Genomic DNA, 19,571 nt, shown 5'->3' with positions numbered 1-19,571 from the left:
ACCAGATTGCTTTTGCATCAGGCTTCTTTATCATTAGAATAGATATCTTTTATCCCATCTATAGGTAGCCTTTGCATGAGCGCATCTTCGGACAACACGCCCGCCCCTTTAGCCAACACGACCAAGAACAATGTGCAAGAAGAGACGTCCAAAGACGCGAACAAAGACACAGACAAAGTCGTTGAAGTCACGGCGGACGATACCGATGCCTCTACGCAAAATGGGGATACCACCGCCAGCAATGTCGATGATAAAGCCGCTACAGAAAAAACAGACGAAAATACCAACTCAGACGACTCAGACGACATAGATAGTACAGACAATGTGCCGTGCGACCCTGAGGGCGACGGACAAGAGTGTGCGCAGCCGCCAGAGCCAAAAGTGACCATCACTTCACCCAGCCCTGATGTGGTCATCGCTACTTTGGAAGAGCCTGAAGTGCCCAGCGCAGAAGATGAAGCGAGTGAGGCTGATGGTACCCGTGAGGATACCAAGCCAGCAGATACAGCTACTAAGGCAGCTGATGAGACAGCAACGCCGACAGCCGATGATACTGCCAAAATGACGGCAGAAGATACGGCTATGACACAGACGACGGCGCATCACGATAGCGCGGATACGGACACACCCGCAGTAGAAGCGCAAACGCCAGCGCTCGAGCGCACAGACAACAGCAATGAGAGCGATAGCGTCAACGATGTCGAGAGTGATACAGACAGTGACGCTGCGCCAACCGCTACCAACAAAACGGACACGCCAGCAATCGAGCGCACACCCACGGAGGCAGCGTTAAAAGAAGACGCGCCCAACGAAGAAGGGCTGAGCGAAGAAGAGGTCATTAAAGAAGAAAAAGAAGCCAAGCTCGAATCCTATAAGCAGTTCGTCGCCGAGCAGTTTAGTGATAAAAAAATCGACTATCCCGAAGTGCGCGTCAGTATCGAAGCCAACGCGCTGCCGAGCAAAATGTATTTCGTGATGAATACCCTATCCGCGATTATCGCCAGTTATGGTCTGGTGACCAACTCGGCGGCGGTGGTCATCGGTGCGATGCTGGTGGCAATGATGCTCGGACCCATTACGGGGGCGGCACTGGCGGTGATTGACTATCGTATGCCGCTGCTGCGTAAGTCACTATTGACGGTGCTTGCGGGTATTTCTTTGGTGATTGTCGTGGGCTTTGTGGTCGGACTGCTGCATCAAGGGCAACCATTAACCAATGAGATTCTGTCACGTACTCAGCCCACCTCGATGGACTTGATGATTGCGCTTGCGGGTGGCACAGCAGGCGCATACGCGATGGTGTCGCCGCATTTGTCCGTTGCGGTCGTTGGGGTTGCCGTAGCGACGGCGTTGGTACCGCCGCTCGCTGCCAGTGGTATCTTGTTTGCAAACGGCGAGATGCAGCTCGGCGCGGGCGCACTGCTGCTCGCCATTACCAACATCATCGCCATTCAATTTACCAATGCCATGGTGCTGTGGTTTTTGGGCTTTCGCCGCTTGGTCGAAGACGATTACAAATCGGGCACGTATCTCACCTTTTTACGTCGTAATGCCGTGACTTTGTTGCTGCTCGTTGGGCTTGGGGTGTATCTGACCTTAAACCTAAAAAGCAATGCCAATCAGCAAGCCTTTGAAAACCAAGTTAAAGACGCCATCAACCAGCACTTTGACAATCAAGGCAATGTCTTGACCAATACTCAGTTTGACAAAGTTGGCGGGCATCAGGTCATCCGTGCGGTGATTCGTGGTGAAACCATTCCGAGTGCAACCGATGTGCGCGAGATTGAGCAGGTGATTATGAAGAATATGAACGAGAAATTCCCAGGATACTTGCCTGTCAAATTGCAACTGCGCTACCTGCCTGTACAAGTGATTGAGAGCGACCCGCGTGGTGATGACAAGCTTGATGAAACCGACGCCGCGATATTGAGCAACACCAACTGACCACACGGCGTTTTTACTGTTATAAACGCACGCAAAGCACGGCGGGCGGTGCGCTGCTAACGACTGGGCATATACATAATAGTCAACACGGGGTATATGATTGTGCTAAAATCGCTTGCAAAATTATTTTATCTTCCTATTTCATTCATAACATAGGGCGCGGTATCACGCGATACCGCCAGCAACAGACCCACCTATTGTATGGTCTGCTGCCTGATACGCCCCATCACCAGCATCAGTAAGGAGCCGCTGTGAGCCAATCATTTCGCTCAGCCGATATTCGCCAAGCTTTTATAGATTTTTTTATCAGTAAGCAGCACACCGCCGTCCCTTCATCAAGCTTGATTCCGCACAATGACCCGACATTGCTGTTTACCAATGCGGGCATGAACCAGTTTAAAGAGACCTTTTTGGGCATGGAGCCGCGTGACTATACGCGTGCCGTCAGTGCGCAAAAATGCGTCCGCGCAGGCGGCAAGCACAATGACTTGGATAACGTCGGCTATACGGCGCGTCATCATACGTTCTTTGAAATGCTGGGCAACTTCTCATTTGGTGATTATTTTAAAAAGCAAGGCATCGCTTATATTTGGGAATTTTTGACCTCACCTGAGCAGCTTGGCTTAGACAAAGATCGCCTGTACGTCACCATCTATGAGACCGATGACGAAGCCTTTGACATTTGGCATCAAGACATTGGCTTGCCCGCCGAGCGCATCATCCGTATCGGTGACAATAAAGGCGCGCCGTACGCGTCAGACAACTTTTGGACGATGGGCGACACCGGTCCTTGCGGTCCTTGCACTGAAGTGTTTTATGACCATGGCGCAGACGTTGAAGGCGGCTTGCCTGGCACACCTGAAGAAGACGGCGACCGCTATATTGAGATTTGGAACTGCGTCTTTATGCAGTTTAACCGCCAAAAAGACGGCACGCTATTGCCGCTGCCAGCACCCAGCGTCGATACAGGCATGGGGCTTGAGCGTATCAGCGCCATCATGCAGGGCGTCCACAGCAACTATGAGATTGATACCTTTGTCAATCTGATGGACGCGGCGGCGGACATCTTGGGCATTGAAAACACCCAGCAAGCCTCGCTAAAAGTCATCGCTGACCACATCCGCGCCGTGTCTTTCTTGATTGCCGATGGTGTGTTGCCAAGTAACGAAGGTCGCGGCTATGTTCTGCGCCGTGTAATTCGCCGTGCGGTACGTCATGGCAACAAACTGGGCGCAGAGGATACCTTCTTTTATAAGATGGTTGCCCCGCTTATCACCGAGATGGGCGATGCCTATCCTGAATTGGTCGCGCAGCAAGCCACCATTGAAAACGCCATCTTAAAAGAAGAAACCCAGTTTGCCAAAACCTTAGCACAAGGTCTAAAACTGCTCGCCACCGAGCTTGATGGTCTGAGCGAAGGCGACACGCTATCAGGCGCTGCCGCGTTTAAACTCTATGATACGTATGGCTTTCCGATTGACTTAACCGCTGACATCACCCGTGAGCGCGGCATCGTCATCAATGAGTCTGAGTTTGATGAGCACATGCAAGAGCAGCGTGCGCGTGCGCGTGATGCAGGCAAGTTCGACGTCGATTACAGCAGTGTGATTCAAGTCGAGACGCCAACGCACTTTTCAGGCTACGATTCTTTGTCTGACAATGCGGTCAACATCACCGCGCTGTACCAAGACGGTCAAGAAGTCAGCACACTCTCAGAAGGTATGGAAGGCGTCATCGTCCTAGACAGCACACCATTTTATGCCGAAGGCGGCGGACAGGCGGGCGAGCTTGGCGAGATTCGCAGCAGCTCAGGCGTGTTTGAAGTCCAAGACACCAAAAAATCAGGACAAGCCATCATCCATTATGGCGTGGTCACCATGGGTGAGATTCAGCCCAAGCAAAACGCTGAAGCCAATGTACACTCAGCCATCCGTACTGCCAGCGCCAAAAACCACTCGGCAACGCATCTATTGCACGCTGCCTTACGCCAAATCTTGGGCGATGGCGTGACGCAAAAAGGCTCACAAGTCACCAGCGACGTGTTGCGTTTTGACTTTTCATACGACCAGCCAATTGCGGACAAAGACCTGATTACCATTGAGCGCTTGGTCAATGAACAAATCCAAGCCAACGTCCCTGCCACCACCGCGCACATGAATATTGATGAAGCAATGGAACAAGGCGCAATGGCACTGTTTGGTGAAAAGTACGGCGACAGCGTCCGCGTCTTAAAAATGGGCACCGAGCGTGTGGTTGACGGTAAAGCCGTGCCCTTCTCTATCGAGCTGTGCGGCGGCTTGCACGTCGAGCGTACAGGTGATATCGGCGTCTTTAAAATCACCAGCGAGTCTGGCATTGCCGCTGGCGTGCGCCGTATCGAAGCCTTGACGGGTATGAACGCCATCAAACACATCCAGCAAAATGATAACCAGCTCAGCACCCTAGCAGGACAGCTCAAAGTCAAACGTCCAGAAGTTGCCGAGCGCGTACGCACTATGGCGGACAAACAGCGCGAGCTTGAAAAGCAGCTTGAGCGCTTGTCACAAAAAATCGCCAGCGCACAAGCCGCAAGCCTGATTGATGACGTACAAACCATCGAAGGCGTGCCTGTGTTGGTCAGCATCCTAGCGGGCGTCGATGGCAAATCGATTCGCACCCTGATGGACGATATCAAATCAAAACTGCCTGAGAGCGTGATTGTACTCGTCGGTGATAAAGACGAGCAATTGGCACTGGCAGCAAGCGTGGCAAAATCGTTGACCAATCGCATCAAAGCAGGCGACATCATTCGTCATTTGGCAGGTGAGCTTGGCGGTAAAGGCGGCGGCAAGCCAGACTACGCGCAAGGCGGCGCGCCTAAAGCCGAAAATACGGCGAGCGTTATCCAAGCGCTACCAGCGTGGTTGGCTGAGCAGTTGGCAAAATAACGCCCAAATCCACGTTTGGCAGACGGATTGGCACAAAATCGCCATCAAAACGGCGTTATAGCGTGCAATCCGTCAGCGCACCGCTTAACCATCAGCGTTGATTGTGGTATAAAGGACATCATTTAGAAAAAAGAACGCATAGGGGTCTGTATAGCACGGAGTTGTCGCACCGAGCATTATTCATGATTGCGCACCTTGTTCCCTTGTCTCACTGCTTTATTATTTTAAGCAGCTGTATGGCAAAAAGGCTGCCAAAGGATGAATGATGGCTGAGTGCGCACGCGGTGTCCCATCACCGCACGCAGACACAGACGGTCATCGATGAATCATAGGTAAATATTTATGGCGTTAATAGTACAGAAGTATGGCGGCACCTCGATGGGCAGTATCGACCGCATCAAAAACGTCGCCAAGCGTGTCAAGCGCTGGCACGACAACGGTCATCAGGTCGTGGTGGTGGTCTCTGCCATGAGCGGCGAAACCAACCGTCTGATTGATTTGGCGCGCCAAATCAGCAAGCATCCTGACCCACGTGAATACGACCAAATGGTCTCAACCGGTGAGCAGGTCTCTATCTCATTGCTTGCGATGGCAATCAAAGAGCTGGGGATTGGCGCACGCTCATTCACAGGGCGTCAGGTGGCGATTAAGACCGACAACGCCCACAATAAAGCGCGTATTGAAAGCATCGATGACCAAAACATCCGCGAGCAGCTGGATGCAGGTAACATCGTGATTGTCGCAGGCTTTCAAGGTATTGATGCTGACGGCAATGCAACGACTCTAGGTCGTGGCGGCTCAGACACCACGGGCGTGGCGATTGCGGCAGCGCTTGAAGCCGATGAATGCCAGATTTATACCGATGTCGATGGCGTCTACACCACTGACCCACGCGTGACCTCAAAAGCCAAAAAGCTCAAAAAAATCACTTTTGAAGAAATGCTTGAGATGGCAAGCTTAGGCTCAAAGATTTTACAAATTCGCTCGGTTGAGTTTGCTGGTAAATACAGCGTGCCATTACGCGTGTTGTCGAGCTTTGATGAAGACACAGATGGCAATTTTGATGACGACTTTAAAAACAACGTCGGCACCCTAATTACAAAAGATGAAGGAGACAACATGGAACAGGCTATCATCTCAGGTATCGCCTTTAACCGTGACGAAGCAAAGATTGTGGTGCGCGGCGTACCTGACCACCCAGGCATCGCCTCAGCGATTTTAAGCCCAGTCGGCAACGCCAATATCGAAATCGATATGATTGTCCAAAATGTCGCGACCAATGGCACGACTGACTTTAGCTTTACCGTGAATCGTAACGACATGGACAAAGCGCTTGAAGTGCTGAACAACGAAGTTAAAAATGAGATTAATGCCAAAGAAATCATCGGCAACAGCGATGTGGTTAAGGTTTCGTTAGTAGGTGTTGGCATGCGCTCGCACGCAGGTGTTGCCAGCCTTATGTTCCAAACTTTGGCTGAAAACAACATCAACATCCAAATGATTTCAACCAGCGAAATCAAGGTATCTGTCCTAATCCAAGAGCAGCACCTAGAAAAAGCGGTCAAATCACTGCACACCGCTTTTGGTCTTGACCGTGAAGACGGCGAGAGCAAGGTCGCTGGACAATAAGCGTCCTTGTTACCAGCAGGTGACGATATAAAAATAGGGTCCTTTGTGACCCTATTTTTTATTTTTTGGCAGCGCCATTTTGCAACTGACCTTGATAATGAGCAAAGCTGACACAAAATGCGACACGACGTGACGTGCGGTTTTACTGAAAACCCGTGACAGTTTTGTCTATGCCGCCTATAATGGGTGGCTCATTTGGGCTAAATGAATTTTTTTGTCAGCATCATGTTTTATATTGTATTGCCCGACCGTTGATACGTGAAAACTGTGTTTTTATTCTAGACACTTCGTCAACAATTGTGGCAAGCTGCAATGGCTATGCTGTAATACTTTGTAATTGAGATACCATTTAATGAGCTATAACCTATCAATGCGACATAAGGAGTGTGACGCATGCTAATTTTGACACGCCGCGTGGGCGAAACTTTAATGATTGGCGACGAAGTCAGTGTGACTGTCTTGGGCGTCAAGGGCAATCAAGTGCGCTTGGGCGTGAATGCGCCAAAAGACATTGCGGTACACCGCGAAGAGATTTATCAGCGTATCCAGCACGAGCGGTCGGTACAATCACAGATGCAGCATTTGGAGCAAGGCAGTTTTGCACCATCGTTTGATGATGAGGATTATTTTAATCGCTAACCTTCATTAAATCGCTTTTTATTGACTTGAGGTTTATGAACTATGAGCATTCGCCAATCAGACGTTTCTGCTTTACTCAATGGCTTGCAAAAAAAAGCCATCACCTTTAATGATGTCATCAGCTTTATTGATGATTTTTACCGTTATACGCCCGTGCCTTTTGTGAATGGCATGGTGCATAACAATGCTGGTGAAAATGAAGGCAGCGCCAAAGTATTTGGTTTTGCCAAGCATCACGGTTTGAATCAGTTAGACACCTTGCAGCTGTTTGGCGAACATTACGCCAAAGTGCTGGCAACGCCTAACGGTACGGACCACGCCAATATCCGTAACTTTTTACATTGGGGCTGGCAGGGCTTTTTAATGCAAGAAAACCCGTTGACCCCGCGTCCAAGTGTGGATACCGCATCGCTGTAATAGTGCAGGCGACCTTTTTTTAGACCATAAAAAGCCGCATTTGCATAATGCGGCTTTTTGTTGTGCGCTGTTTGTGCTTGGTCAATGGCCGTTAAGATTTATTGCGAAATTTGATAGGCTGAATGTCCCCTTTGGGGTTTGGCATATTGGGATAATGGTGCTCGTGCTCGACATCGCATTCCTCACCTACTATGCTGCCGTCTTTTTTGACGGGTTTATGAATATAGCCTGTGCGCTCACTGGCAGCCAAATGCTCATGCTCCCAAATCATGACCGCCTGCATGCAGGTCTCGCGCTGCTCGGGTGTCAGCGGACGACCGTCTGCCCATTTGCCCAATTCAATAGCGGTGCGAAACTTGTCTACCAATTCAGGAGTTAGGCTCGCCAATACCGTTTGTTTGTCCATATCGCCCTCATGCTCTTTGTATATGATGCGCTATTTTATCACGCCTGCGCACAGATGCCACCGACTCAATCGTCATCGGTCTCAAGGCTGAACTCATCGGCATGCACATTCCAATGCAGTTTGGTGCGGCACGCTTCATAAAAGTCAAAGCCTGGCGGGTGCAACAAGGTCAGCTTGTCAGGGTGCTTACGGATATAGAGGCGGTGGTTTTGCTCGAGTGGCATGCTTTGTTTGCCATCAGCGCTGACCATCGGCTGAGTGCGGTTGTCTTCGTGGATACGAATACAAATCTCGCTATTGCCACTGACCACAATCGGACGGCTCGATAAGGTATGCGGGTGCATGGGCACCAGACAGATGGCGTCCATACTCGGGTGGATAATCGGACCGCCCCCTGAGAGCGCGTAAGCGGTCGAGCCTGTCGGGGTCGCGACAATCAAGCCGTCACTGTGCTGGCGATAGACGTCATGACCATCGATTTTCATCTGAAAATCAATCATGTGTACCGACTTGCCCGCATGCAGCACCACATCGTTCAGCGCCATATCTTCATACAAAATCTTACGCCCTTCACGAATCTCCATCGTCAGTAAAAACCGATGGTCAAGCTGATAGTTGCCCATCAAGACTTGACGCAATTTAAACGCGGCATCTGCAGGGCGCACATCTGCCAAAAACCCGAGCCGCCCACGGTTGATACCCAGCACGGGGACACGGTAACGCGCCAAGGCTTCGGCGGCGTGTAGAATAGAACCATCACCGCCCACCACGATGACCAAGTCACAAATCTCACCAATCAAGCCGCGCTTGACGATTTTGACACGCTCAATCTCCGTCAAATCTAAGGTTGGCAGGTGCGCGGTTTGCTCATCCATAATCAAAGTCAGGTTCATCTCATTGATGGTCTGCGCGATTTGCACCAAGCTTTTGGTCACACTGCGCTTACCCGCGCGCCCCATCAACCCAATACGACGAAACGCAGGATTTTTGATGGCGCAAAACAGCTCGGATTCGTGTAGGTGCGGCAGGCGTGCAGACTGCGCTGAGTTTTCCATAAATCGACTCGGATTAAGAATAAAACATCATCATAATAACGGTAAACCGTTGGCTAAACTAGCTTATTTTGTTGGTCGTTGTTAGCTGTGTGCGCCGCGCGGCGTTGTGTGCTGGCAAATGGCGCGCATTTGGCTTACTTGTATCTGCCCGCTTTGCCACCATATAAGTATTTTCAATAAGACAGTCTGATAGCCTGTTACACAGCCATACCCTTTGTACAGTTGCGACAATTTGCGGGCTTTACGCTCACGCAAAGACAGTTGACAATAGTACTCGGTTTGCTAGAGTAACAGGTATCTATATCTGTTTATTTATATTATTAAGGACATATGTATGGCAAATCCTATTGTCAGTCGCACAGAGCTTGCGGTCGGTGGTAAGCCGATGACCGTCAAAGGAGTGGTACAAAAAACCAGCATGTTGCTTGGTTTGTCTGCCCTATCGGGTTTGGGCTTTTTTTTCTACGCCTTAACCGCTGGTCTGTCTAGCGGCTTTATTTACATGACCGCCATCATCAGCATGTTTGCAGGGGTTGGTATCGCCTTTTTGATGATGTTTAAACCACATCTGGCCAAAACGCTTGCCGTGCCTTATGCCCTGCTCGAAGGCTTGTTCCTAGGCGGCATTTCTATGATTTTTGCGGCGATGTACCCAAGTGTACCATTGACCGCGTTGTGTGCAACCTTTGTGACAGCCGCAGTGATGTTGGGTCTGTATCGCTCAGGCGTTATTAAAGTGACTGAAAAGTTCCGCTCTATCCTGATGTCTGCTGTGTTTGCCATCATGTTGCTGTACATCGTACAGTGGGGCTTTGCGATTTTTGGCTCAAGCCTGCCCTTCTTGTTTGATGGTGGCATGATTGCGATTGGCTTTAGCTTGTTTGTGGTCGTGATTGCATCATTCAGCTTGCTGCTGGATTTTGACAACATCGAGCGCGGTGTGGCTATGGGTGTATCGGAAGACTATGAGTGGATTTTCAGTGTGGGTATCGTGGCGACTTTGGTCTGGATGTACATTGAATTCTTGCGTCTGCTCAGCTACTTGCAAGACTAATCTATCGCTTTATTGTATGTAATAAAAAACCGCCTTGGTATAAGGCGGTTTTTTTATGCGTGCTGGTTGATAGTATAGGTACAAGGGTATGGTTAAGGGTTGATTCAAGGTTACGCGCGTTTTAGACGCAAGGCGTTTAACACGACGACCAGTGAGCTTAATGACATACCGATAGCAGCCAGCCATGGCGGCACGTAGCCAAGCACCGCAGGCAACAGTACGATGCCATTGTATGCCAGCGCCCAGCGGAAGTTTTGCTTAATAATGCGCTCAGTCTTGTCGGCAATATGCTTTGCTTTACCGATGGCTTCGATTTTGCCATTTAAGATGATGCTGTCACTGGAGACCTGCGCCAAATCCGCCGCGCCTGCAATCGAGGTCGAAACGTCTGCGGCAGCGAGTACAGGTGCATCATTGATACCATCACCGACCATCAATACGACAGCGCCTTGTTGCTGCAAGTCTTTGATGCGCGCGACCTTATCGACAGGCGATAGCGCATTGTGCGCGTCATCAATACCGAGTGACGCGGCAATTTGCATGGCTTGGGCGCTCGGGTCGCCTGTCAGCATTAAAGGTTGTAGACCATAGCGCTTCAGGCTATCGAGCAGCTCAGGCACACTGTCACGGACTTTGTCATTAAAATAAAACCCTGCTTTGGCTTGCCATGTGCCTGTGTCAGCTTGCCAGTCGGACAATACCACCACAAGGCTCGCTTGTTGTGGTTCGGCGCGGATGCTATCGGCAGCAGCGTCATCGTCTAAAGCAAAGGCAGGGTGTCCGATACGGTAAATAACGCCGTCAATCACCGCTTGTACCCCGCCCGCTGGATAGTGGGTCAAGTCCTCTGTTGCAGGCAAATGCAGCTGATAGGCGGCGCTCAGTAGCGCATGTGCAATAGGATGGCGACTGCCCACCTCAAGCGCGGCGGCGATTGCCAGCAGCTGATTTTTTTGTTCAGCGGTGTCTGCTAAGGCATCATCCATCAACACCGTTTGTAGCAGATTGGGCTTGCCATACGTGAGCGTGCCTGTCTTATCAAACGCCACATGCGTGATGTGCGCTAAGGTCTGCAAGGTGTGCCCGCGCGTGGTCAAAAAGCCGTAGCTGGCCAAGCGGTTGGTAGCGACCGTCAAGGCAATAGGCGTAGCAAGGGACAGCGCGCACGGACACGTCGCGACCAAGACGGCGACAGTCGCCCATATTGCTTGGCTTGGGTCAACGAAATACCAGCCGATAAACACAAGTACCGACAATACCAAGATACGCGCGACGAACCAGCGTGCCAGCTTGTCCGCCTGCTGCGCAAGTTTGGGCTTTTCGCTCATAGCGCGGTTCATCAGACGGTCAATCAAGCCAATCTGACTGTCTTCTGGTACGGCGGTGACCAGCATCATAAACGGCTGGCTGTCGTTTTGCGCGCCGCCGATGATGTGATCGCCTTGCTGCTTGACGATTAAATCGCCCTCGCCTGTGAGCAGTGATTGCGATACGGTCGCGGTGGTGCTCAGCAAAATACCATCACTGATAATCTCTGAGCCTGCCTCGATTTTGATGATGTCGCCGACGCGCAGACTTTTACTGGTCACCAGATTGTCTGAGTCGTTTGTTTGCTGCGCCTGCCAAGTTGTCAGCGTTTTTTGTGCAATCTCTAAACGGGTTTTTGCATTGATATTGCTTATTTTGCTTAGGCTATTTTGCTGGTCGCTTTCATTGTTTTCCGTGACATTTGCGGCTAGCAGCTGCTGAATTTGGGCAGCAGCGTCGGTATCTGTGCCGACTTTTTGTACCAAAATTGGCTCAACCACCACCAAATCATTGGCCATCGTCGCCGCTTTCAGCCGTGCATTGTGCTCAATATAGCGCCCTGCCAGCAAGAAAAACACAAACATACTGACCGAGTCATAATAAGTATGCCCGCTGCCCGTTAACGTGGCATAAAGACTGGCAAAAAAGGTGACAATCAAGGCCACACTGACAGGCACATCCATATTGACTTGCCGCGCGCGCACCGCTGTATACGCAGAAACAAAAAACGGAATGGCGGCATAAAAGAACACAGGAATACTGACAAAGAGCGACACCCAGCGCAAAAAGTCGCGCTGCAATATCATCATGCCGCTGTACTCACCAAAATATAGCGCCACCGCATACATCATCGCCTGCATCGCACCGAGCGCAGCAATACCTAGACGCAGTATCATCTTATTGTTGTGCTTTGCGAGCATCGCCTCATGCGTGTCTTGACGATACGGCTTTGCTTCATAGCCAATATCGCCGATGGTCGCTAAAATCTGGCTGATGGGCAGCTTGTCCTCATCCCACGCCACCTGCATACGCTGATTGGTCAAGTTCACGCGGCAGGCATCGACCCCATCAAGGCTGAGCAGACGCGACTCAATCAGCCACGTACACGCCGCACAGCGCAGATTATTGACCGACAGCTCCGCGACAGACAGCGCATTTTGATGATAAACGAACTGTGACTTAATCTCTTCGTGGTCATAGGCGTTCAGCCGCATCATCTCTGCTGGTAGACTGGCGGTACGGTTAATCTCCGAGCGATCCAGATAATACTGCTCAAGACCCGCCTCCACGATACTCTCAGCCGCCAACTGACAGCCCATACAGCACATCTCACGCGGCGCGCCAAGTACCGTCGCCATAAACGGCGGACTCGGCAGCGCATCACCGCAATGAAAGCAGTGACCCGCTAAAGGCAGTATCAAACCTTGGCTGATGGCATCTTGCTGTGAGGTTGGGGCGTAACTTGAGGTGTCAGACATAACAGCGAAGTCTTCCTTAGATGGTAAATACGAAGCAATAAGACACCTTGGGGCTGATAAAGCAGCTCAAGCGTGTCTACTACAGCGCAGCATCGCTACCGATGGTCGACTGCTGCGTATGATAGATTGAAAATTTTGTCGTTTTGCGTCATCATGAGGCAGTTTTTTATCGCAGAACGGTGCCGCATCAGTGCAAAAGTCGAAATCCACTCTTGTAAAAGTCCCCAGTACGTCATCAACCGCACAGCGCGGACTGGTATTTAGTACGATTTTACTGCTTATTGTCATCGTCGGTATGGTGCTGTTGGCACTGTATTTGGTCAAGCTTGATCGTACCATTACCCACAAATTTGAAGGCAAGCGCTGGGATATTCCTGCCAAAGTCTACTCGCAACCGCTTGAGCTGTATCAAGGCGCGAGTGTGGATAATGACACCATCAAAAAATGGCTGGAGCTGCTCAACTACCGCAGCAATAAAAGCTATGACCGTACGGGCAGCTTTCACAAATCAGGCAGCACCTATTACATTCATACCCGCGGCTTTACTTACAGCGCCAATGATATCGACCCTGAACAAGTCATTAAGATGAGTATCTCAGGCGGCGAAATCAAGTCCATCCAAAGCACGCAGCAGAGTAAAACAGGCATTATTCGCCTAGAGCCTGTCAATATCGGCGGCATCTATCCTGATAACAATGAAGACCGCATGGTGGTGTCGTTAAGTGACGTGCCCCAGCCATTGATTGATGCCTTGATTTCTACCGAAGACCGCGGCTTTTATGAGCATAAAGGCGTTTCGGTACGCGGTATTGGGCGCGCGATTGTCAATAACTTCACTGGCGGCTCAAGACAGGGCGGCTCGACCATCACCCAGCAGCTGATTAAAAACTTTTATTTAAACTCAGATCGCACGCTCAAACGCAAAGCCAACGAAGCCTTAATGGCGGTATTGCTTGAGCTGCATTATAGCAAAGATGAGATACTCCAAGCGTATCTGAACGAGATTTACTTGGGTCAAAATGGCAAGCGCTCCATCAATGGCTTTGGTTTGGCGTCGCAGTTTTATTTTAACCAGCCGTTAAACGAGCTGCGCATCGATCAGCAAGCCTTATTGGTCGGTATGGCAAAAGGTCCGAGCGTGTATAACCCGCGTCGCCATCCTGAAGCGGCAAAAAATCGCCGTGATACCGTGCTAAACAACATGCTGACCATGGGTAAGATTACGCAAGAAGAGTATGATACGGCAATTAAAAAGCCGCTGGGTATCGTGGACAAAGCCGCTGAAGGCAAAAACCTGTTCCCTGACTTTTTGGACATGGTTAAGCGCGAGCTAAACAACGTCTATTATGATGATGACCTTAAAAATGAAGGCTTAACCATCATCAGTACCTTAAACCCCGTCACTCAGCTCGCTGCTGATAAAGCGGTTGAGAAAAAACTCGGTGAGCTGCGTCGTCGTGGCAGCAAGACCAAAGAGCTGCAAGCCGCTTTGGTCAGTGCCAATCCAGAAACGGGCGAGCTGGTCGCGGTGGTCGGCAGTGGTAGTGAATTTACAGGCTTTAACCGCGCTGTCGATGCCAAACGTCAAGTCGGCTCGCTGCTAAAACCCGTCATCTATATGACCGCACTTGAAAGCGGACGCTACAATTTGGCAAGCTCGGTGGACGACTCCCCCATCACTGTTGAGCTGCCTGATGGCAAAACATGGACACCTAAGAACTACGACAGCCGCGACCATGGGTTTGTGCCCCTAACCACCGCCCTTGCCAAGTCTTACAACCAAAGTGCGGTGCGCTTAGGTATGGAGTTTGGTGTCGGCACCTTTGCCAAGCAGCTGCGCCGCCTTGGGGTAAAAGAAGAAATCCCAAGCTACCCATCCGTGCTGCTCGGCTCTGTCAACCTTAGCCCTATGGACATGCTTGGGGTGTATCAAGTGTTTGCCACTGGTGGCTTTCGCACACCGATTCACAGTATCCGCACGGTCATTGATGACAAAGGGCGTATTTTGCAGCGCACGGGGCTGAATACCAAACGCAGCATCCCGCCTGATACCAACTTTTTGATCAATTATGCCCTACAAGGGGTGGTCAAAGAAGGTACTGCAAAGCGTATCCAGTCGCTTGGCAGCAACTTAAACTTGGCAGGTAAGACAGGCACGACCAATGACTACCGTGATGCGTGGTTTGCAGGCTATAGCGGCAACTACGTCAGCGTGGTGTGGGTCGGACGTGATGACAACAAATCTGTCGGTCTAAGCGGCGGTTCAGGCGCATTGCCTGTGTGGGAAGACTACATGAGCCGCCTCAAACTCACGCCAGTATCGATACCTGAGCCTGAAGGCATTGAGTGGCTATGGCTTGAGAACAACTCAGGCAAGCTGTCTAATGAGCGCTGCGCAAATGCACGCTACTTGCCTGTATTGTCCAATTACTTGCCAAGAGAGGCCAGCAGCTGCGCTTTGAATATCTATCAAGAAGAGCGCGCCCGTGAGCAGATGGCATGGCAGCAAGAGCAAAGCCGTATCAACCGCCAGCGTCGTCAAGAAGGTCTAGACATTCCAAACAGTGAAGTGATTGAAGAGGACAATGGCTCTGAGCGCCGTGCGGACACATGGTATGAACGCGCGCTTGAATGGTTCTAAAGGTAGCGCTATGATTTGTGCTGAGGATACCCGCCATTTGTTAAGAGAGTTGCCATGACGCCCGCTCACCCCTTGTCCATATCCACCGCCGTGCCGCGCTATCATTGGATGCTCGGCGCGGTGCTCGGTAGCCTATGGCTTAGCGCGTGCCAAAGCCCGCAAAGTGCGATGACGAGTGCGGCACCAAAGCCCGCCACCATCCCTGCGCACAGTATAACGGTCAATCACAGTCCAACCGATGAGTCGCGCTTTGAGTCCAAGCCCGACGTCCCAACAGCGGACATGTCTCGTCATCAAGCGACACGCGCTAACCCAAGCACTGCTCAAGGTGATGACGCCCCTTACGACACGCGCTACGCTGACCCTAATATTGAGGCGGTAGAGCCGCCCAACCGACCAGCGCCCACGGTCATCATTGAGCCTGAGGTCATTATCATTCCGATACCTCAAGAACCCATCATTGTACCGCCGCCCCGACCACCTTCGCATCAAGAGCTGCTGGAGCAAGCAAGGCAACATTCAGCACGACCCGCTGCGCGCAGTTCGAGCAGCAATGACAACTTGCCAGCCTTTCGCAACTTAATGCAGGTGGGTGTCGAACAGCTGAGCCGTGGCGAGCTGACCGCAGCAGAAGGCAACTTTACACGCGCACAGCGCTTGGTGCCCCAGTCTTCTGCGGTATATTTTTATTTATCGCAAGTCGCCCTAAAAAAGAACCAACCACACAAAGCCGAAGCTATGGCAAGGCGTGGTCTGAGCGTCTCTGAAGATGCAGTACGGCGACGTGCGCTGTGGCAGCTGATACTGCGCGCAGGGCAACAACAAAACAATGCGCGGGTGATACAAGAGGCGCAGCAAGCATTACGCTGATATAAAAACGCCACACTATTCAAATGTGTGGCGTCCTAATAGTGATATAGTCACGCCTGTGGCTATCATCACTTATTTTTATTTGTTCACCCTTTATTTTTTATCGTTTTATTTTTAGGACACAAGGTGACCGTTATGGCATGGCAACAGCTTCATTTACAATGTGAAAAAGCACACGTCGATTTGGCAGAGGCGTTATTGCTTGAGGCAGGCGCACTTTCTATCTCGCTCGATGATGCAGGCGATCAGCCATTGTTTGAGCCGCTGCCTGGGCAGTCGCCACTGTGGGATGAGGTGATTTTAACAGGTCTGTTCGATACCGATGCCGAGAGTCGTCAAGCGGTTGAGCAGCTCAGCCAAAATATCGCTGCAGAAGTGCACGCCAGCCGTCTGTGGCTCACCGCTGTCGATGACAAAGACTGGGAGCGCGAATGGATGAGTCATTACCACCCGATTGAGTGTGCCAATGATTTATGGATTGTCCCCAACTGGCTCACGCCACCAAAAGCTGACGCGACCAACATCATCATGGATCCAGGCTTGGCATTTGGTACAGGCTATCACGCGACGACGCGTCTGTGCTTGGATTGGCTGACAGAACAAGACCTAAAAGACAAAGTCGTCATTGACTACGGCTGCGGCTCTGGCATTCTGGGCGTGGCAGCGCTGCTTTTGGGTGCGCGTCAAGTGTATGCAGTGGATATCGACCCACAAGCAGTGTTGGCGACGGTGCAAAACGCCGAGCGCAATCATGTTGGCGACCGTCTGCAAGCCTTTTTGCCTGAGGACTTTCAGGCTTATTGCCAAGACAGCGACATTGTGCCTGTCGATGTGGTGGTTGCTAATATCTTGGCAAAGCCTTTAATTGAGCTTGCGCCTTATCTGTCAAGCATGTTAAAGCCCAAGGGGCGCATTGTGTTGGCGGGTTTGATTGAGTCACAGACCGAGTCGGTCATCGACGCTTATCAGCCTTACTTTACGTTGGATGACGTACATGCCTTTACCACTCAAGAAGACCACCATTGGCAGCGTTTATCTGGTACTTTTACAGGCTAGCAACATTTGATTACATCTGTTAGGATAGCAACATTAGTTTGTGATTTTTACTTATCGTAAGCATCAAGTCGGTTTGTCGTATCCACAAGGTAGACGCGCGTCAAATGCTGTCTTTGAGCTGGGGCTGGTTGTATGCTGGCTCAAAGACCGTATTGACCCGTCACCGTATATTCACGCGCTGGTAGGATAGTCGCCCATCACTGGCTGCTGCTTGCAAAGCGATAGAGCGCAGCATTCGTGCTGTATCTTTTTGGATTAGAACTTATGGTCACGCTTGTAACAACCCAATGCCCGCATTGCCAAACCACGTTTGATATCCCAAGTACGCAGTTTGAGGACAAAACGGCTAAAGGACGCTGTAGCCACTGTCACAACACTTTTTTAATCAACGAGCATATCGTCGGTGCGACCTCCAATGACAGCGCACCAACAAGCGTCTCTAAGGCAAAGGCAGAGACGCCAAAGCCCGTACCAAATAAGCCCATGCCAGCGGCGAGCGACAACGACGAAGAGATACTCGATGACGGGCTGATCCATGACGATATGGACATCGATGACGATGATGCCGATGCGCTCGCGCAAATGATGGATTTGGACAGTCTGCTCGATGAAGACTTTGATACCACGATTGCAAAACCTGCCATTTCTACGCACAAACCCACGGCAGAATCTACCAAACCTAGCCCCGCGCTAAGCTCTAGCGCTGCCAATGACATCCATGCCAACGCTGCCGCAAGCGGTCGTCCTGCGGTGGACGAAAACGCGTGGCTTGAAGGACTGCTTAAAGAAAAAGACCAAGAAGACACTCACCATAACAATAATGAAAACAGCGACAATCAGACCGATTTGACCGCGCTCTTGACACAAATGGGCATGCAAGCGGACAACTCGCCGCCCAGCATTCGACCTCAGTCCCCTCGCGCTCAAGTACCAACAAGCCCTGCACTACCGATTGCCAGTATGTTGTGGGGCGCAGGCTGTGTGGTGCTCGCCTTATTGCTGTTGGCGCAGTATATGATTTTTAATGTCGATAGCATCATCAAAAACCCCAATCATGCCAACCGCTTACAATCTATCTGCGCCATCGCAGCTTGTAGCCTGCCCTCTGCAGACTTAAATGCACTGACCATGAATCAGATATTTTATCGTCCAAGCACCGTCAAAGATGATGATTATTTTAGTGACATTGGCGCAGATATCGTCAACCAAAGTGACAATGCGCAGCTGCTGCCCACGTTAAAAGTCAATCTGTACGGCGAGCGTGACACCTTGCTTGGCGACTTTGTGGCACAGCCTGAGGATTATGTGTTAAGCCCGCACAGTCAGATGGGCGCGAACAGCACTTTGCCTGTACTCTTTACCGTACCTATTGCCAATCAGCACATTCAAAAAATCAGCATTCAGCCGTTATATTAATTCATAATTATATAAGCGGCCTATAGCGCGGTATTTTGACCGTATCTTACGCCGCAAGCAAACGGACACGAATACACCCAAACGTACTGAGCTATTCTTGTTGTCCCTATCACTTTGTTATCGCAACATTTTTTTGTGATTGGTTTCATCACTTGCTGTCACCCTAACGCCTTAGGACATTGTACAATGACCCATTACCCAAGCCCTACAGACACCCCCGCGCAGCACACGTATACCAGCAGTACCCACAGCTACAACGCGGGCAGCTACGACGCTGCAGAATCTGCCTTAGCTTTAGAAGAGACGCTCACCCGCATCAACGAGCAAACCGCAGCGCACCATGATGACGATGCGACGCAGGCACCTATGCACGGCACGCAAGCGCCCCTGCGTACACACGTCGAGCAGGTGGTGCGGGCTTATTTTGCTGCTTTAGGCGATGAGCTGCCAACAGACTTGTATGCCTTGATTTTAAAAGAGGTTGAAGCGCCGTTATTACAAGTGGTGCTTGAGCAGACACGCGGCAACCAGAGCAAATGCGCTAAAGTGCTGGGGCTCAATCGCGGCACCCTACGCAAAAAGCTCAAAATGTATGACTTAATGGATTAGCGCTTGCTGTCATTTTTTTGTATAACAGGCGCAGATGTTTTATGATACTGCCTACTGTATGATGCAGGTGGCTCACTGCTGCATTATGTATTGTGATGAAGACATTCGTCTTTGCGATTTGC

General features: G+C 50.8%; 13 protein-coding genes and 1 pseudogene. 11 read left to right on the top strand and 3 right to left on the bottom strand.

What is annotated here, in order from left to right; genetic code table 11:
* The first annotated feature begins 75 nt into the window (after positions 1 to 75).
* The 5 genes and pseudogenes from JMW05_RS10690 to JMW05_RS10670 all read left to right on the top strand — a co-directional run bounded on the left by JMW05_RS10690 (position 76) and on the right by JMW05_RS10670 (position 7,556).
* Entirely contained in the window at positions 76 to 1,944 is a 1,869-nt protein-coding gene (locus JMW05_RS10690; protein ID WP_201505233.1) for a DUF389 domain-containing protein, read from the top strand.
* A gap of 251 nt (positions 1,945 to 2,195) precedes the next feature.
* Positions 2,196 to 4,871 (top strand): alanine--tRNA ligase, encoded by a 2,676-nt coding sequence (alaS, locus tag JMW05_RS10685; RefSeq protein WP_201505232.1) that lies wholly within the window; start codon positions 2,196 to 2,198, stop codon positions 4,869 to 4,871.
* A gap of 342 nt (positions 4,872 to 5,213) precedes the next feature.
* On the top strand, positions 5,214 to 6,500 hold the full coding sequence (locus JMW05_RS10680; protein ID WP_201505231.1) for an aspartate kinase: 1,287 nt from the start codon (positions 5,214 to 5,216) through the stop codon (positions 6,498 to 6,500).
* Between the two features lie 393 nt (positions 6,501 to 6,893).
* Positions 6,894 to 7,061 (top strand): annotated as a pseudogene (gene csrA / locus JMW05_RS10675) (carbon storage regulator CsrA); the annotation flags it as partial.
* Between the two features lie 120 nt (positions 7,062 to 7,181).
* On the top strand, positions 7,182 to 7,556 hold the full coding sequence (locus JMW05_RS10670; RefSeq protein WP_227691513.1) for a HopJ type III effector protein: 375 nt from the start codon (positions 7,182 to 7,184) through the stop codon (positions 7,554 to 7,556).
* A 91-nt stretch (positions 7,557 to 7,647) separates the two neighbouring features.
* Here JMW05_RS10670 and JMW05_RS10665 read toward each other — a convergent pair whose 3' ends face one another.
* Both JMW05_RS10665 and JMW05_RS10660 read right to left on the bottom strand, forming a co-directional pair.
* Positions 7,648 to 7,962 (bottom strand): YeaC family protein, encoded by a 315-nt coding sequence (locus JMW05_RS10665; RefSeq protein WP_201505230.1) that lies wholly within the window; start codon positions 7,960 to 7,962, stop codon positions 7,648 to 7,650.
* 65 nt (positions 7,963 to 8,027) lie between these two features.
* Positions 8,028 to 9,017 (bottom strand): NAD(+) kinase, encoded by a 990-nt coding sequence (locus JMW05_RS10660; RefSeq protein WP_201505229.1) that lies wholly within the window; start codon positions 9,015 to 9,017, stop codon positions 8,028 to 8,030.
* 334 nt (positions 9,018 to 9,351) lie between these two features.
* On the opposite strand from JMW05_RS10660, the gene JMW05_RS10655 reads away from it, so the two are divergent.
* Positions 9,352 to 10,071, top strand: a complete 720-nt coding sequence (locus tag JMW05_RS10655; RefSeq protein WP_201505228.1) for a Bax inhibitor-1/YccA family protein — start codon at positions 9,352 to 9,354, stop codon at positions 10,069 to 10,071.
* A 110-nt stretch (positions 10,072 to 10,181) separates the two neighbouring features.
* Here JMW05_RS10655 and JMW05_RS10650 read toward each other — a convergent pair whose 3' ends face one another.
* Complete coding sequence (locus tag JMW05_RS10650) at positions 10,182 to 12,857, bottom strand: heavy metal translocating P-type ATPase (RefSeq protein WP_201505227.1); 2,676 nt, start codon at positions 12,855 to 12,857, stop codon at positions 10,182 to 10,184.
* A gap of 295 nt (positions 12,858 to 13,152) precedes the next feature.
* Here JMW05_RS10650 and mrcB point away from each other — a divergent pair, with 295 nt between their 5' ends.
* From mrcB to fis, 5 genes are all read left to right on the top strand, one after another.
* Positions 13,153 to 15,498: a penicillin-binding protein 1B gene (mrcB, locus tag JMW05_RS10645; protein ID WP_406947477.1), complete on the top strand. Its 2,346-nt coding sequence runs from the start codon at positions 13,153 to 13,155 to the stop codon at positions 15,496 to 15,498.
* Positions 15,499 to 15,552: 54 nt separating this feature from the next.
* Complete coding sequence (locus tag JMW05_RS10640; protein ID WP_201505225.1) at positions 15,553 to 16,368, top strand: tetratricopeptide repeat protein; 816 nt, start codon at positions 15,553 to 15,555, stop codon at positions 16,366 to 16,368.
* Between the two features lie 135 nt (positions 16,369 to 16,503).
* On the top strand, positions 16,504 to 17,424 hold the full coding sequence (prmA, locus tag JMW05_RS10635) for a 50S ribosomal protein L11 methyltransferase (protein WP_201505224.1): 921 nt from the start codon (positions 16,504 to 16,506) through the stop codon (positions 17,422 to 17,424).
* 264 nt (positions 17,425 to 17,688) lie between these two features.
* The gene (locus tag JMW05_RS10630) at positions 17,689 to 18,840 is read left to right on the top strand and encodes a DUF3426 domain-containing protein (protein ID WP_201505634.1); all 1,152 of its coding nucleotides are present in this window, start codon (positions 17,689 to 17,691) and stop codon (positions 18,838 to 18,840) included.
* Positions 18,841 to 19,155: 315 nt separating this feature from the next.
* Positions 19,156 to 19,449, top strand: coding sequence for a DNA-binding transcriptional regulator Fis (gene fis / locus JMW05_RS12070; protein WP_320158765.1), 294 nt, complete (start codon positions 19,156 to 19,158; stop codon positions 19,447 to 19,449).
* Positions 19,450 to 19,571: the final 122 nt, after the last annotated feature.

Origin of the sequence: Psychrobacter aestuarii (assembly GCF_904846035.1) — a bacterium.
GTDB lineage: Bacteria > Pseudomonadota > Gammaproteobacteria > Pseudomonadales > Moraxellaceae > Psychrobacter > Psychrobacter aestuarii.
Note: the sequence above shows the minus strand (reverse complement) of the source record. Positions and strands in the feature narration are given on the sequence as shown.

Coding starts and splice junctions, on each gene's coding strand:
- JMW05_RS10650 (WP_201505227.1), bottom strand. CDS start 12,857: ATGTCTGACACCTCAAGTTACGCCCCAACCTCACAGCAAGATGCCATC.
- JMW05_RS10655 (WP_201505228.1), top strand. CDS start 9,352: ATGGCAAATCCTATTGTCAGTCGCACAGAGCTTGCGGTCGGTGGTAAG.
- JMW05_RS10670 (WP_227691513.1), top strand. CDS start 7,182: ATGAGCATTCGCCAATCAGACGTTTCTGCTTTACTCAATGGCTTGCAA.
- JMW05_RS10660 (WP_201505229.1), bottom strand. CDS start 9,017: ATGGAAAACTCAGCGCAGTCTGCACGCCTGCCGCACCTACACGAATCC.
- JMW05_RS10665 (WP_201505230.1), bottom strand. CDS start 7,962: ATGGACAAACAAACGGTATTGGCGAGCCTAACTCCTGAATTGGTAGAC.
- JMW05_RS10640 (WP_201505225.1), top strand. CDS start 15,553: ATGACGCCCGCTCACCCCTTGTCCATATCCACCGCCGTGCCGCGCTAT.
- JMW05_RS10680 (WP_201505231.1), top strand. CDS start 5,214: ATGGCGTTAATAGTACAGAAGTATGGCGGCACCTCGATGGGCAGTATC.
- JMW05_RS10630 (WP_201505634.1), top strand. CDS start 17,689: ATGGTCACGCTTGTAACAACCCAATGCCCGCATTGCCAAACCACGTTT.
- JMW05_RS10690 (WP_201505233.1), top strand. CDS start 76: ATGAGCGCATCTTCGGACAACACGCCCGCCCCTTTAGCCAACACGACC.
- prmA (WP_201505224.1), top strand. CDS start 16,504: ATGGCATGGCAACAGCTTCATTTACAATGTGAAAAAGCACACGTCGAT.
- mrcB (WP_406947477.1), top strand. CDS start 13,153: ATGGTGCTGTTGGCACTGTATTTGGTCAAGCTTGATCGTACCATTACC.